We start from the raw sequence: 14,850 nt of genomic DNA on the forward strand, positions 1-14,850 counted from the left end.
TTTGTAAGTTTATAAGCTGGTGTCTAGTGAAAGCTGGGAAGTCCAGTGATAATTTTGCTAGTTGTCTAAACCCACGTGCTAATAGTTAAAGCATGAGCAAACATTGATACAGTTCAAATGCTATTTAGTAATTGAGCAGGACGCTTTCAAGAAAGCAGGCAAATAAGCGGCTAGAGTTAAATAAGCGTTATTATAGAAATAACTATATTTAAGTACTTTTAAATTTCACTTGCTGTGATTGAACTAACAGTAGGCTTCATCAAAGTTTGTTGTTTATAACCGTAATCTAAAGCCGTAAATGTAGCGCTTACTCGTATTTGACCCACAAACCTACCAGTCTAATATTCTTAATATTATGCAGGTGGCGTTTTTAATACCTATAAAAGGCTAATCAGTAATAGCGCTATCAAGCAGTGCAGTAACAACCACTGGTTTTATTAAGTAACAGTTCGCTGTTAAATCCAGCTACAAGATTATTTATAACCGTTTCAACAAAACCACTGCCCTGCGCGCAGCCAAGCCCTTGAGAAAGTGGGCCGGCATAAACAAAGTCACCTTTATCGTTAATCACCACAGCAGCTGGTGTAGCAGGGAGCAGTATTTGTAAAGAGGCTGTTTGCTCAATATTGATAAGCGTAATATTTTGCGCTTTAGAAAACGCAGCCAACTGTTTTAAATGAGGCTGGGCTTGCTTGGTGCAGCCACAGTCAGGGTCAGTAACGATAATCAACGAATTATGCTTTTCTGCTGTAAACCCTATGTGTTGTTTAAATTTAGTAAACCACCCTGGTTGTTCAAGCACGCCATAGCTGTCAAAAACGCGCAACTGATTATATTGATAATAAACTAAACCAGAAACCGTCAATACTAACCACAGAGCAATCACTGCGCTCATTTTAATGGATGAATTACTTAAATTTAGCAATGCTTTGCTCTAATACCGCAATACTTACGTCGATCATTTGTACTTTAGCGGTTAGTTTTTCTACCACTTTGGTATCTTGATATTGGCTTTGCTGCATTTGTTCTGTGCTTGAGGCTATTTGTTTTGTGTTTACAGCTTGCTCAGCAACAACTTGCGCTACAGAGTGAGTACTTATGCTGACGGCTTTTATTTGCTCACTCATGGCGCTTATGTTTTCTTTCATGGTGGTGCTGATATGCGTTAAATCAACAACAAAATCGACACACTGGCTCATAGATTGAGTTGACGTTTTACTGTTTGTAACTAAATCTTTTAATGTTAAAGCAATTTTATCTGTCGTGGCTTTACTGCTTGTAGCGAGCGTTCTGACTTCATCGGCTACAACTGCAAAGCCGCGGCCATGCTCACCCGCTCTTGCGGCTTCAATGGCTGCGTTAAGCGCAAGTAAGTTAGTTTGCTCTGCAATGCCTGATATTTCATTCAACAGCCCTGATATTACATCGCCAGCGGCCACTAAATGATTTATTTGCTCTTCTGTATGATTAAGTAAATTAAGTAGCTCCGTGCTTTTAGTGTCTGTTTGCATAACGTCATTTAAGGCGCTATTTGCAGCTTGAGTAATGTTATCTACTTGCTGCTTTAACACTTCGCTTTCATGCTCAACTAAGCTAAAGCCCTGTGCAACTTGAGCACCAGAGTCAGCTATATCATTAGTTTGTTGCTTTCTTTGCTCTGCCCCGCTTGCTAGCTCATCGTGTACGTTTATTAATTGCTGCGAATTTTGCTGCAGTGAAAGAGACTGCGTTTGCACTTGCCTAATTACATCTGATAAATAACCCAATAAAGTATTAAAGCCCGCTACTGCATTGCTATTTTTATCATCGGCCCTAAGCGAAAGCTGTATATGCTCAGGGTCTTGCATAATGGCTTCGGTCGCTTTGGTTAAAGACACGCCAGCTCGGCGCTCTTGTTGTAGAGTTTTAGCAATATAGCCTGCTACAAACACTTCTACTATTGCATAGCCGGCATGTATAAGCACCGTAGTAAACGCCAGTCTATCTGGGTCAAATACATAAAAACCGGTGTTTTGTGTTTGTAAAAAGTAAAAGCTTAAATGATGAACGGCCACAAAAATAATGGCCGTAATAAACACCTGCCATTGCACAAACATGATCAACATAGCCATTAATATGAATATTTCGAAGTGTATTTCTATCAACCCAAAGGCTTGTTGTATGTGCAAAAAAGAAAACATCATAATTGCCGCAGCAACAACATGACCTGTAACTGGGCTATTTTGCTGAGTTTTAAGTAACCATATAGGCATTAAACTTAAAGGTAGGCCGACTATAAATGCTTGCGTAAGTGTCCCAAAGTACAAGCCTAGGGCGATAGACTCTACAAACAAAAAAATGAATATAATGGTGAATAAACGACTTACACTATTCATAAATACCTTTAATTATTAAAATTTTTTTAAACAAAATCAGGGGTTGTACGTATTAGCTAATAATTACGACCACATTTAATTATCAATATAGCCTAGCCTGCCAACTTTACTTAATAATTGATAAAACCGCTTTAAACTCAGGTAATGCTGCGTTTTTTGCCCACTGAAAAATGATACTTTCTACGCTTGTAATTATTGCACCTGCCTGTTGTAACTGCTCTAGAGCTAGCGATTTATGCATCGTATTACGTGAGCCCACAGCATCTGCAGCTACATGTACCTCAAACCCTTGTGCTATTAAATCTAAGCAGGTTTGTAACACACATACATGCGCCTCTGTGCCTATTACTATAATTTGTGAACGCGTAAGCTTTGTAAACACAGCATTAAATGCAGGCTCATTACACGCACTAAAATGCGTTTTTTCAACAGTCTGTGCGTTTATAAGGGTGTTTTTTAAAAGGCTGTTTGTACCACCAAGCCCTTGAGGATATTGCTCAGTTACTATGCTAGGAATTTTAAAAAGGGCGCTTACGTTGGCAATTTTTATTGCCCACTCTAGTAAATTAGAAAATTCGCTAATAGCGGGAGAAAGCTTATCTTGAATATCTATCACTAATAACACGCTGTTATCTGCAGATAAATTTTTGTGACTAACCATAACACCCCGTTTTTAAGTAATTATAATTAGTAAGCGTAGCTTAAATCATTATAAATAACTAAATTAGTGCTTTAATTTAGTTGTTATAAGTTGTAATCCACATTTTAAAAAATGTGCTATATTTAACTTTTATATGTATATCCCCTGCCCTAGAGCGAGTTTATTAGTGCGATTGAGTATTTTGTTTTTTCTCTTCACCACTGTATGTTTTCTTTGTATTACTAGCGTATCGGCCTCCACAAATTATGCTCAACAACTACAACGAATATCTACCGATGAAGGTTTATCCCAAAATTACGTAACTAAAATTTTGCAAGACGATTTAGGTTATATTTGGATAGCTACAGCGCAAGGGCTTAATCGATTTGATGGCTACACGGTAACCCCTTTTGATGGCGGATTTACTCTTAACGAAAACTTCATCACTACACTATTTAAAACGCATGCAGGCAATATAATTGTTTCTACTGAGCTTGCCGGTGCCTATTTAGTTAACCCAAAAACGTTAACTACTCGTAATATATTTTCGGGCAATCTTGCAGGTAATACAGCTAGTTACGCTTCAATTGAAGCGATAGCCCAACACCAAGATACCTTTTATCTTGCCATTTTAAACAACGTGTATTCACTTAACTCTAAAACAAACTCACTTACTTTAGAGTTTACAATAGGCAATGAAAACAGCGTGGTGCGCGCGTTAAAATATTACAAAAATACGCTATTTATAGGCACACAAACGGGTTTATTTAGCTACGACCTAAAAACAGAGTCATTAACCCCTCTTAATTTACATACTCCCGATAAACAAACAGTCGATAACAGTAATGTTAAGTTTTTATCTGTAGACCCCGCGCTAGGATTATTAGTAGGCACCGTTGAGGGCATGTACGCGTTAAGTTTAAATAGCTCAGCAGGAGCTGCTGCAGATCAAAGCACTAAAAGCGTGATTGCTGATTACAATATTTGGGATTACAGCAATACACCCTATGGCGAATTTATTGCCACAGAGCATGGCTTGTTCGAATTTAACCGAGAAAAGGGCACCACTGAGTTAATTCTTAGCTTTGATCAAAGTAAATTTAATATTACCGAAAATACTATTAACGATTTAATGGTCGACTCAAGTGGCGTGTTTTGGCTGGGGTCGCGCACTCAAGGCGTGCTTACTTGGTCAATAAACACACGGCGCTTTAACAAAATCACCCTACCCGAAAACAACTATATAAACAGTATTTACCAAGACGATGATTTAACTATGTGGTACGGCACCGATAATGGCCTTGCTCATGTAAATGCTAAAAACAAAAAAACCTACTACCTAACCTCGCAAGACCCTAAAGCGGTTTATGGTGAATACGCTATTTTTGCAATTAATAAAGCGCATTTAGAATCCACTTCACGGTATTTATGGCTAACGGGGTACTACAGTTTAATTTTATTTGACAAAGAAACAGGCACAGCCGTTGCTAAAAAAGATTTAAATAACGCACTGTCTGAAGGTGCGGTTATTTATGGTTTGTCTGAGGTAGCCCCCGACACATTCGCTTTTTATAATGATCACAGTTTTTATGTGTACAATGGCAAAACAGGCTTAACGCGCGAAATTAACGGGTTAAAACAACATGTAAACCCTTTAGAGGCCTATACTTTTCATCGACCTTTTGATGATTACCCAAATGAATTTGTATTAAGCACAACTACCCACTTTTACCGCTTTAACGAGCAAACAAACACCCTTACTACTATTTATAAAACCAGCAAAAAAGACAGCCAAAATTACCACACAGTCGAAAACTGGTTAACCGATAAAAATAACATTTTATGGTTAGCAACAACCAGCGAAGGCTTAGTGGGTATTGATGCGCAGAGCTTTGAAAAAAAGCACCACTTTAACGTAAGTAACGCTTTAAAAACGCAGTCTATTTATTCACTTATTAGCGATGAGTATGGCTATTTATGGTTTAGCAGTAAAAATGGTTTGTACCGCTTAAATACCGATACGTTAAGACTGCGAGTTTTTACAGTAAAAGATGGTTTATCGGTTAATTTATTTAGTACTTTAGGGGCAATTACGCTTAAAAATAACACTGTAATGTTTGGCAGCAGTTATGGTGCGATTTCGTTTAACCCCGCTGAGTTTTTACAGCAAAGCACGCAAACAACAACCTCAATAACCGATATTACTTTAATGTCGCGCGATTTAGACTATCAGCCAAATCAGTTTGCCACCTCTGCATTGCAATTAACACATGAGGATATGGGTTTGGAGGTCAGCTTTTCTAATTTTGATTTTCAAAATAGCGCGGAAACACGGTACAAAATTACGCTTCAAGGACCTACTTCGCTAGAGTATGATGATTTAAAAGCAAACAAAATATTTTTTACAAAGCTCCCACCAGGTAATTATCAATTAAAGGCCAGCGCGTATAATTTTAATAGTGCGACCGAGTCAAAGCCGGCGCTGTTAAATTTTAATGTGGCATACGCGCCTTGGAAGTCTCCTTATGCGTATGCGGCTTATATTTTAATTATTATAACTGTGCTGTGTTTACTGTTTTGGCAATACAGAAGCAGACAGCTAGCCATAGCTAATGCGCAAAAAGCGACAATACACTCACAAAAACAAACCGAGCTTGCGCTCAGTAACAATAAAAGTGGCATTTGGGATTACCATTACAGCGACGATTCGGTAAATACAAACCGGGGGAGTGAGCTTGGGTATACTAATTTGCCCAACCGTATTCCATTAAAACATTATTTAGCTTTAATTCACCCTGAAGACAAACCGCGGGTTATTTCGCACTGGTTAAATTTTACCAAACAAAAAAAGCATGAGCATTGGCAAGCAACTTACCGGTTAAAGCATAAGCTTGGCCATTGGTTGTGGTATCAAGATTTAGGGCAAATTATTTATGACGAACAAACAAATAAACCGGTATCTGTATCTGGCATATATACCAACATAACAGAGCAACGTGCCAATGAGCAGCAAGCCAACATTTTAGGTGAGGCGTTTGGGCAAATAAACGACTGGCTGCTTATTTTAGATAATAATTTGGTGCCGGTTTCTGCAAACAACAGTTTTATAAAAACCTTTTCGCAAACTCATAAACATCCGCTTAGCTTAAAAGTGTTTGTTAATGCGATAGGTAAAACGCAATGTAAAAGCTATGCCAGCACATTAAAAAGCTTAACAGCAAAACAAAATTGGCGAACTGATGCCGTTATTAAAACTGCAACTAACCCGCACCACCCCATACATATAAGTGCCACTGCAATCGCTAAAGATACACATAGCATAAGTTACTATGTGATTGTTATTTCGGATTTAACCGAGCAAAAAAAGGCAGAAGACGAGCTGCGCTATTTAGCCAATTTCGATCCCCTTACACAATTGCCTAACCGCAGTTTAATGCATCAAAAAATTGGTAAATCGATTAAAAAAGCTCACCAACAGCTCACTCAAAGCGCTTTACTATTTATAGATTTAGACAAATTTAAACCGGTAAACGACACATTTGGCCACGCAGTGGGAGATCAACTGCTGTGTAATATTACCCAAAGAGTAAGCGCTATGTTGCCAAGTAATGCCACGCTTGGCCGCCAAAGCGGTGACGAATTTTTAGTGCTTATTGATAACGTAGAAGACATAGCCGCACTAAATAACATAGTCAAAAGTATTAGCTCAGAACTTGCCAATAAGGTCATTATCGAAGATTTTTCTATTAATATATCAGCCAGTATTGGCGTGGCTTTATACCCATTTGATGCCAGCTCGACCGATTTACTGATCAGAAACGCCGATGTAGCCATGATGCATGCAAAGCAAGCTGGCCGAAACGGGTTTAAGTTTTTTAACGACTCCATGAACGAGCAAATAAAACAAAAACTCATCCTCGAAAACGATTTAAAAGACGCCGCGAAAGATAATCTATTATTTAATCACTACCAACCCATAATAGACACGCACGCACAAACAATAAATGGGGTTGAATTACTTATGCGCTGGGAAAATAACGGCCAATTTGTCTCGCCGGCTTTATTTATCCCTATTGCGGAAGAAACAGGCCTGATAGAAGCATTAACTGAGCAAGCTTTAGAGCGCGCGCTAACTGAGCTAGCCCCTACATTGGCCAGCAACCCATTATTTTATATTTCACTTAACTTGTCGCCAAAGCACATTTTAAGGACGAATATAGCAACCAAGCTGACCAATATATTAAAACAGCATCAAATGAGCCCAGTACAACTGCGCCTAGAAATAACAGAAAACATACTGCTAGAAGACAAGCAAAAAGCCGCAAAGCAACTACAAAAGTTAAAATCGGCTGGTTTTAAGCTGTTACTCGACGATTTTGGCACCGGCTACTCATCACTTACTTATTTGAGCCAGTTCCCTATTGATGTCATTAAAATAGATCAAAGCTTTGTTAACAGCATTGGGATTGATAAAAGTGATGAGTCGATCATCAAAACCATTTACACTTTAGCTCAAAACTTGGAGCTTTATTGCATAGCCGAAGGCGTTGAAACTAAGCAACAAAAAGCCTTTTTAGAAGGGTTAGGTTGTCATGTTTTACAAGGTTATTATTTTGCAAAACCAATGCGGGCAGAGCAATTACAAAACCCCGAAACACATGAGCATATTCACACTTTAATAAAAAGTTAGCTATGAATATGCTGGCATTCGTGGCTTTCAATTTGCAGTACGCTGCTTTTAACATTAAAACGCGCAGCGAGGAGTTTTTCTATTTTTAAGCGGCAGGCTTCATCGTGCTTTTCAATTGTACAATGCTCTTTTAACACCACATGAGCGCCGACAATAATATCGCTGTCTTTGCGCGACACCGTCACATTATGTACGTTATGCACATGCTCTAAATCGGTAATTGACTGCTCAATATCCTTCACTTTAGGCAACTTAGCGTTATTAAAGAACAGCCCCTTAATACAGCTCGTGATCACTTTACCGCCGGTAAATAACACAAACGAGGCAATTAGCATGCTCGATAAAATATCAATAATGCTCCAGCCCGTAAAATATATAAGTACGCCAGCTATAAACGTAGAAATAGTCGATATAATGTCAAAAAACGAATGTAAAAATACAGCGTACACATTAATGCTTGCTTTGCGGCCTTTATAAAGTACCCACGCTGCAGCACCATGAAATAAAAACCCCACAGAGGCAATACTCGACATTAAAAAGCTGTTTATTGCTAAATCATGGCCATCGTTATGATGGGAAATTCTCTCTACACCTTCATATAAAATAACGGAGCTTATCGCCAAATACAGTAAACCATTAATTAAACCACCAATGAGCTCAGCGCGTTGATAGCCATCGTTATAGGTTTTAGCAAAATGAATTGCTAAGCTTGAGGCAATAAGGGCAATAAATAGCGAGCTATTATGCACAAATAAGTGCCCTGCATCGGCAAGTACAGCAAGCGAATTAGCGTAATAAGCGCCAATTACCTGAATTACCATAAATGAACATGTTATCGCTAAAGCAATAAGTAACCGACGACGAGACGCCTGGTGTGTAGTGATTTCTGTCATGAAATGCTTGAAAAACCTATACTTAAAATGCAAATAAGCCGTCAGGTGGCTTAGAGTAGAAAAGGGTAATGATATACAGTAGCAATTGTAATACGAAGCCCTCTTAAACGCACTAAAAACTTAGCAAAATAGCTAAAGTTGTACTAAATAACATAGTAGGAATAATTAAATTGTATGTAAAATCAACGGGAGCAATGAGTGGGCTTAAAACCAATCGAAGATATGTGGAGTACTATAAAGCTTATTCCGTTTGCCGTTGTACTTTATGATGCAAAAACACAAGCCTATAAAGCAAACACTCAAGCGCAGAGTATATTTGATATACCCTCACAGCCAACATTAAAAGATGCAGACTTTAAGCACCTCACGTTAAGTAGTACAGAAAGTAAAAAACAATTTACTGTTACGCAATTATTTGAAAAATACTTAGTTATAAATACTAACTGCCACGTATTTTTACAAAAACAAACGCAATGCCTATTACTAAACGCCAAACTTGCTTCGCTAAATAGTCACTTACACATTGCTACGTTTGAGATAATTGAACACAACGAAGATGCGCAATATAACTTTGATAAAATTATCTCAAAAATTTCTACCGACTTAATAGATATTCAAATTGACGATATTGATACTCATATAGAGTTTGCGCTTAAAGCCATTGGCACTGTATGCCATGCCGATAGAAGCTACTTATTTAAATTTTCTGAAGATGGTAAGTCAATGCGTAACACCCATGAATGGGTTAACCAAGGGATTCAGCCATTTAAAGATCAACTACAGCACATACCAAAAAACTCACTCCCCTACTTTGCTAATTTAATGGGCACCACACACTTATTTAAAGTAAATGATGTTGCCAGCCTCCCAGCAAAAGCGGCTAAAGAAAAACAAGAACTTGAGCGTGAAGGTATTCAATCGGTACTGTGTATTGGCCTTCGCTACGATAAGGAGCTAGTAGGCTTTATTGGTTGTGATTGTGTAAAGCAAAAACGTGAGTGGACAGACTTAGACTTAATTAGGATAAAACTAGTAGGTGAAATAATCGCTAATGCGTTTAAAAACTTAAACTACAAGCAAGAGCTTCAGCATATTCAACAACAGCTTATTACCGCAAATCAAAAGCTTAACCAACTTGTAAATACCGACAGCCTAACCGCAATTGCAAACAGACGTTGTTTTGACAAAGCACTAGAGAGCGAAATTAAACGCTGCGCACGTGCTAAGCAACCGGTTAGTTTAATTATGTGCGATATAGATTTTTTTAAAAATTACAACGACAGCTACGGCCATCAACAAGGCGATGAAGCCTTAGTTAAGGTGGCAGCTGCGCTTAAGTCGCAATGCCGACGCGAAGGCGATTTAGCCGCGCGCTATGGCGGTGAAGAATTTGCGGTCATTTTACCGGCAACTAATGAGCAAGACTGCCAACAATTTACCCGCTTAATTCAACAAGCAATTAAAGCGGCAGGCATAAAACACAATAATTCTACCGTAAGTGAGTACTTAACATTAAGTATCGGTTTTTATTCAGCCACACCGGATAAAAATAGCACGCCGCAGTGCTTTATAAGCAAAGCCGATCAAGCACTCTATACCGCAAAAGAAACAGGCCGTAATAAGGTGTGCCAATTTACATAACTAAATCTATTATAAAGTAACGGGCGGCTCTAGCTGCCCTTTTTTTATACCTGATATTTTAAATACATTACCTTGTAATGACTGGTTAGTTTTTACATTACTGTCATCTGCAGAAGTTACAAATAGCCACTGTGCGTTGTTGCCACCAAACGCAACACTTGTAGGTTTTGTTGCAGCAAGTGGCAGTGTGTTTAAAACCTCCCCATCTGGCGATAAACACATAACGCAGCCCATATCCCATACCGCAAGCCATAAGTTGCCAAGGGCATCAATCACACATCCATCTGGGTCCACTTGGGTATTTTTAAATTGATAAAAAACTTGGGCGGGTAATATAGGCTCGCCGCTATCTGGGTTTACATTTAAAGTAAAAATACAGCTGGCTTTTGAGTCGCAGTAATAAGCACGTGAGCGCGCTTTATCAAAACATAACCCGTTGGGAATGGTTAAACCTTGCACCACGCAATTGAGCGAATTTTGATAAAAACGGTAAATTTTACCCTCGCCTGAGCGGGCGTTTGTATCCATAGTGCTTAGCCAAAAACCACCCCAGGGGTCAGCTCGACCATCGTTAGAGCGCCGTGTGGACTGGGTATTTTCTAAAAATGTAAGCGTTTGGCGCACCCCAGAAGCTATATGGTATTTATAAATACCCGTACTGGTGCCAATAATAAGGTGTGCTTTATCAAGCCACGCTAAAGCCGAAACCGTATCTTGCATTTCAACTTGTGTTAGTGAGTCAGGCTTTGTTAAGCACTTACTTAGCAGGAGATTTTTTTCTATATCTACCCAAAATAGCGTTTCAAGCAAAGGGTGCCAAAGCGGGCTTTCACCTAACTTATTTTGCACGTTACTAAATACGGTCACACTTAAGTCAGTCATAAATAACGATTCTTTAATATTAACAAAGCCTTGTATTAATAAATACTTTATCAGAAATACCCAACACTTACGATTAAACAAAACATATTAGCAACTAAATGCTTTTGCTAAGCCAAACAGTGCACTAATACCAAATAGCTTAATTAAGTGATTTAGTTTTAAATACTAAACCATGTTGACTACAGGGCAAAAGCTTCGTTATTGATCTGTTTATATCAAAATTTTTAGCGCCGTTAGCGCCAAGTTTAATCCCTTAAGTGAATTAAGTAATGTGGCAAATGGGTATAATTATTTCAGCATTTTATCGCGCTTTACTTGGGTAGCTGGTAATATCATCAAAAGGGAGGTAATAGTATGATTAATAATAACAATAAACATTCTTTAGTGGTTGAGGGAGGTGCAATGCGCGGTATTTTTGCCGCCGGCGTGCTGGATGAGTTTTTAGCGCAGCGCTATCAACCTTTTACTAATTACTTTGGGGTTTCTGCTGGCGCTACCAATATAGCCGCTTATTTATGCCAACAACCTAAACGAAACTACCATGTTATTACCGATTTTTCGTGTCGGCCTGAATTTATTAACTTAGCGCGCTTTATCAAAGGCGGCCACTTATTTGATTTAGATTGGCTGTGGCAGGCAACCATTAAAGAGATCCCCCTCAATACAGAAGCCTTTGCAAAGGCAGCTCACGAATTTTATATCGTCTCTACAGCTATCACCACAGGGCAGCCCCATTACCTCAAAGCAAGTAGTGATGCGATGGTAGAGCAACTTAAGGCATCGTGCGCGATTCCAATTGCGTATCGTAACTACCCTATAATTAATGATATTGCGATGACCGATGGCGGCGTAGCAGACTCTATTCCCGTAATAAAAGCATACGAAATGGGCGCTCAAGAAATAACCGTGGTGCTTTCTCAGCCACTAGGCTATAGAAAAAAGCCAAGTAAATCTCAGTGGTTAACCAAGAAACTTTATAAAAACTACCCTGCTTTAATAAATAGCTCGATTAACAGAGCGCATGTTTATAACAGCAGCATAGATTTTATTAATAACCCGCCTGAAGATTGCAAAATCAATATTATTGCTCCACCGCCTCAATTTAGAGTGGGCCGTACAACAAAAAATGTTAAACGCCTTAACGATGGGTACAAAATGGGAATTGATACAGCCAAAGCCTTTTTAAGCTAAGTGTGTTGTTTCCCTTTAGATAGCGCAACCAGTATGCCCATTACAGTAAACGCTGCAATGGTGCATACAATGCCCGCTAGCACAGCGTAAACATGTATAAAAAACGCTAAGGCAATAGCTATTAAAGCCCAACAATACAGCCACTTATAGGCTACATTGTAGTGCTTACTTCTCATTAATAATAAAGCGGCCAGTAAACACGCTAGTGCAATAACTATCATAACGGTGCTCATGCTGCTTTTACCTCTGCAAGTGCTATGGCATCAGGTTTTGTTTTTAAGTATCCCCATAAAAACGCCAGTCCCACAATTAAAAAGCTAATATCTGTAAATGCCACTAGGGTACTGTTTGCGTTAATAACATTATTAACGCCAAATACACTATTAAGTGGTAAAACACTTATTAAGAATAAGGCGCAAAGCAACAAGGTTGCTCTAAAGTAGTTTTTATAGTTTTGCCAAAATGCTGCAATTACTAGCCATACTAACCACGTGTAAAAAAATACCGGCCCAAAGTAAGCATTGTGCTCAACACCAGCCACGGCATAGTTTAAAAGTACTTGCACAGGGAATAACACACAACAAGCAAGCACTAAACCACCGCAACTGCCTATAATAAAGCGGTTCCACCTTGCATACGCGCCAGCGCTAAGTGTTGGTGTGCTGCCTCTGGTACGCTTTGCTAACCACATCATCATGCCAGAAAGTGGCATTAAGGCACATGCTAAGCCCAGCATTACCCAAAGTAACTTGACAAATAAGCCAGCAAAATTACCAAAATGGAGTGGGAAGAGTATTTCAACAATTTTAATTGATACCCCTGCTATATCGCCAAAACTACTCATTGAAGTGATGTACTCCCCTTGCCCATTGTAATGCAATAACTGAGAAGCCACGGCTTCGCCTCCTAAAAGGCGTAAATACACTTGTGTGTTAGCATCGTTATGCGCCATTACCGTGGCATCTAAAATAACAGCGTGTGGATAGCGTTGCTGCGCATCACTTAAAATAGCGGTTATGTTAGTTGGCTGATTTACATGACTAATTATTGGCTCAGGAATAGCTGTAAAAGTTTCTATCAACTTATCTTGGTCGCCTCCAAAGCTAACAAAAGCTGCTGCCGGTAGTAAAATTACGGTTGCGAGCCCTAAAAATGCGCCGCTAAAGCCAATTACAATATTAAAAATACTGCCCCAAATGCCCATTACTTTGTGGCCGTCACTTATGGTTACATCAAAGCCTTTAAGCCACCTAAAGGTGAACAGCTCTTTAATTAATTTACGATGTATAAATAAGCCAGTTACCGTACTTACTAATAATGTTAAACCTAAAAACCCAGTTAAAATAAGCCCTATAGGTCGCCCTAAGTGTAAGTCAGCGTGAAACTCACCAATGTAGCTGGCTGCATCTGTTTTTCTATTGGCATAATATTGCTTACTTGGGCCATAGTAGGTATTTACCAACGCTAAGCTTGCTGGGTCAAATTCAAATGCCCGAAGTACTTCTTGCTGGTAATTTTCATCACCATGGTGCGATTCAAATACTAAAGCCAGTAAGTGAAAATTATGCCCTGTAGGCATAAACACATGAATGTTTTCACCAAACTCTTTGGGCACTTGAGCGTGGTATGTATTAACTAATGTGCTGATTTCGCTATTAGGAATATGTTGAGTTTGCTGCAGTGATTGATTGGCCCAAATTTTTAGCTCAGGCCTTGCAAGTACTGCTAACGCGCCGGTAAATGCCACAACAAACAATAAAACGGCGGTTACTACGCCCACCCAACTATGTAATAAAAATAGCTTTTTTAAAGTAATTGATTTCATCCTTGCCCCTGCATTAATGCAAAATAACTTAAAATTCCATGCACTAAACACAAAGTGATCATGAGTAAAAATGGCTGCCATGCTTTTTCGCTAATGTAGGCATATATAAAAAGCCCAACCCAAATAATTGGAAACAGTAAAATAGGCAGTAAAATTTGTTCACTCATTTGTAAGGGCAAATAGGTAGTCATCCCGGTGATTATTACCGTAGCGGTTACCAATGCCAATACGCACGCCATTAAATGGCGACGCTTTGTAGCGCTAAAGGTTTTTTTATTATTCATTTTTAGCTCTTTTAATAAATAGCAGGCGCGCACATCTGCACATGCAAATAACAACTATTTGCATTATATTGCGCATTTGTGAATTTATGCAACATATTATCGTTACTTAATAAGCTAACAAGCTCCTTTTTATTCGCACAATCAATGCCTGTTTATTTATAAAATTACATTTTTTGAGCATACTTGGTATTTAGGTAGGCAAATATGATGAGCTAAAACTGTTTTTAAATAATCCCAAAAACAACTGCGTTATCATGCTGATCAGTGCTTAACTGCTTAGCCCATTAAAATAACGACTAAACAGGCAAATTTTTAACTTTAACAGTCAACAAACTCTATAATTATTGTTATTTTGTTAAGGCATATGCAAAAAGCTAATTGTCCCTAGGCAGGCTCTTTTTGCAGCTGTTAAACAAATCACTATACATT

At 38.7% G+C, this 14,850-nt stretch carries 11 protein-coding genes; 3 read left to right on the forward strand and 8 right to left on the reverse strand.

The window, feature by feature from the left end; translation table 11 throughout:
• Positions 1 to 406 precede the first annotated feature (406 nt).
• The 3 genes from NQT65_RS07395 to NQT65_RS07405 all read right to left on the reverse strand — a co-directional run bounded on the left by NQT65_RS07395 (position 407) and on the right by NQT65_RS07405 (position 3,036).
• A complete protein-coding gene (locus tag NQT65_RS07395) occupies positions 407 to 925 on the reverse strand; it encodes a DUF6436 domain-containing protein (RefSeq protein ID WP_126009155.1) in 519 nt (172 codons plus the stop codon).
• A complete protein-coding gene (locus NQT65_RS07400; RefSeq protein WP_256850817.1) occupies positions 909 to 2,375 on the reverse strand; it encodes a methyl-accepting chemotaxis protein in 1,467 nt (488 codons plus the stop codon). The genes NQT65_RS07395 and NQT65_RS07400 overlap by 17 nt, the downstream gene beginning before the upstream one ends.
• A gap of 106 nt (positions 2,376 to 2,481) precedes the next feature.
• Positions 2,482 to 3,036 (reverse strand): hydrolase, encoded by a 555-nt coding sequence (locus NQT65_RS07405; RefSeq protein WP_126009159.1) that lies wholly within the window; start codon positions 3,034 to 3,036, stop codon positions 2,482 to 2,484.
• A 133-nt stretch (positions 3,037 to 3,169) separates the two neighbouring features.
• Here NQT65_RS07405 and NQT65_RS07410 point away from each other — a divergent pair, with 133 nt between their 5' ends.
• Positions 3,170 to 7,705 (forward strand): EAL domain-containing protein, encoded by a 4,536-nt coding sequence (locus NQT65_RS07410; protein WP_256850818.1) that lies wholly within the window; start codon positions 3,170 to 3,172, stop codon positions 7,703 to 7,705.
• On the opposite strand, the gene NQT65_RS07415 is transcribed toward NQT65_RS07410, so the two are convergent.
• Complete coding sequence (locus tag NQT65_RS07415; protein ID WP_029774437.1) at positions 7,702 to 8,598, reverse strand: cation diffusion facilitator family transporter; 897 nt, start codon at positions 8,596 to 8,598, stop codon at positions 7,702 to 7,704. The genes NQT65_RS07410 and NQT65_RS07415 overlap by 4 nt on opposite strands.
• Positions 8,599 to 8,796: 198 nt before the next feature.
• Between NQT65_RS07415 and NQT65_RS07420 the strand changes: the two genes are divergently transcribed.
• Positions 8,797 to 10,239 (forward strand): diguanylate cyclase domain-containing protein, encoded by a 1,443-nt coding sequence (locus tag NQT65_RS07420; protein WP_256850819.1) that lies wholly within the window; start codon positions 8,797 to 8,799, stop codon positions 10,237 to 10,239.
• A 9-nt stretch (positions 10,240 to 10,248) separates the two neighbouring features.
• Here the strand turns inward: NQT65_RS07420 and NQT65_RS07425 are convergent, their stop codons facing one another.
• Positions 10,249 to 11,121: an SMP-30/gluconolactonase/LRE family protein gene (locus tag NQT65_RS07425; protein WP_256850820.1), complete on the reverse strand. Its 873-nt coding sequence runs from the start codon at positions 11,119 to 11,121 to the stop codon at positions 10,249 to 10,251.
• A 354-nt stretch (positions 11,122 to 11,475) separates the two neighbouring features.
• On the opposite strand from NQT65_RS07425, the gene NQT65_RS07430 reads away from it, so the two are divergent.
• Positions 11,476 to 12,312, forward strand: coding sequence for a patatin-like phospholipase family protein (locus NQT65_RS07430; RefSeq protein ID WP_055253856.1), 837 nt, complete (start codon positions 11,476 to 11,478; stop codon positions 12,310 to 12,312).
• On the opposite strand, the gene NQT65_RS07435 is transcribed toward NQT65_RS07430, so the two are convergent.
• Genes NQT65_RS07435 through NQT65_RS07445 form a run of 3 tightly spaced genes read right to left on the reverse strand, consistent with a single transcriptional unit; the run spans position 12,309 to position 14,421 of the window.
• A complete protein-coding gene (locus NQT65_RS07435) occupies positions 12,309 to 12,545 on the reverse strand; it encodes a hypothetical protein (RefSeq protein WP_256850821.1) in 237 nt (78 codons plus the stop codon). The genes NQT65_RS07430 and NQT65_RS07435 overlap by 4 nt on opposite strands.
• Entirely contained in the window at positions 12,542 to 14,137 is a 1,596-nt protein-coding gene (locus NQT65_RS07440) for a PepSY-associated TM helix domain-containing protein (protein WP_256850822.1), read from the reverse strand. Before NQT65_RS07440 ends, NQT65_RS07435 begins: the two co-directional genes overlap by 4 nt.
• Positions 14,134 to 14,421, reverse strand: coding sequence for a hypothetical protein (locus NQT65_RS07445; RefSeq protein WP_256850823.1), 288 nt, complete (start codon positions 14,419 to 14,421; stop codon positions 14,134 to 14,136). The genes NQT65_RS07440 and NQT65_RS07445 overlap by 4 nt, the downstream gene beginning before the upstream one ends.
• Between the last annotated feature and the right edge of the window lie 429 nt (positions 14,422 to 14,850).

Source organism: Pseudoalteromonas agarivorans (genome assembly GCF_024518735.1).
GTDB classification, from domain to species: domain Bacteria; phylum Pseudomonadota; class Gammaproteobacteria; order Enterobacterales; family Alteromonadaceae; genus Pseudoalteromonas; species Pseudoalteromonas atlantica.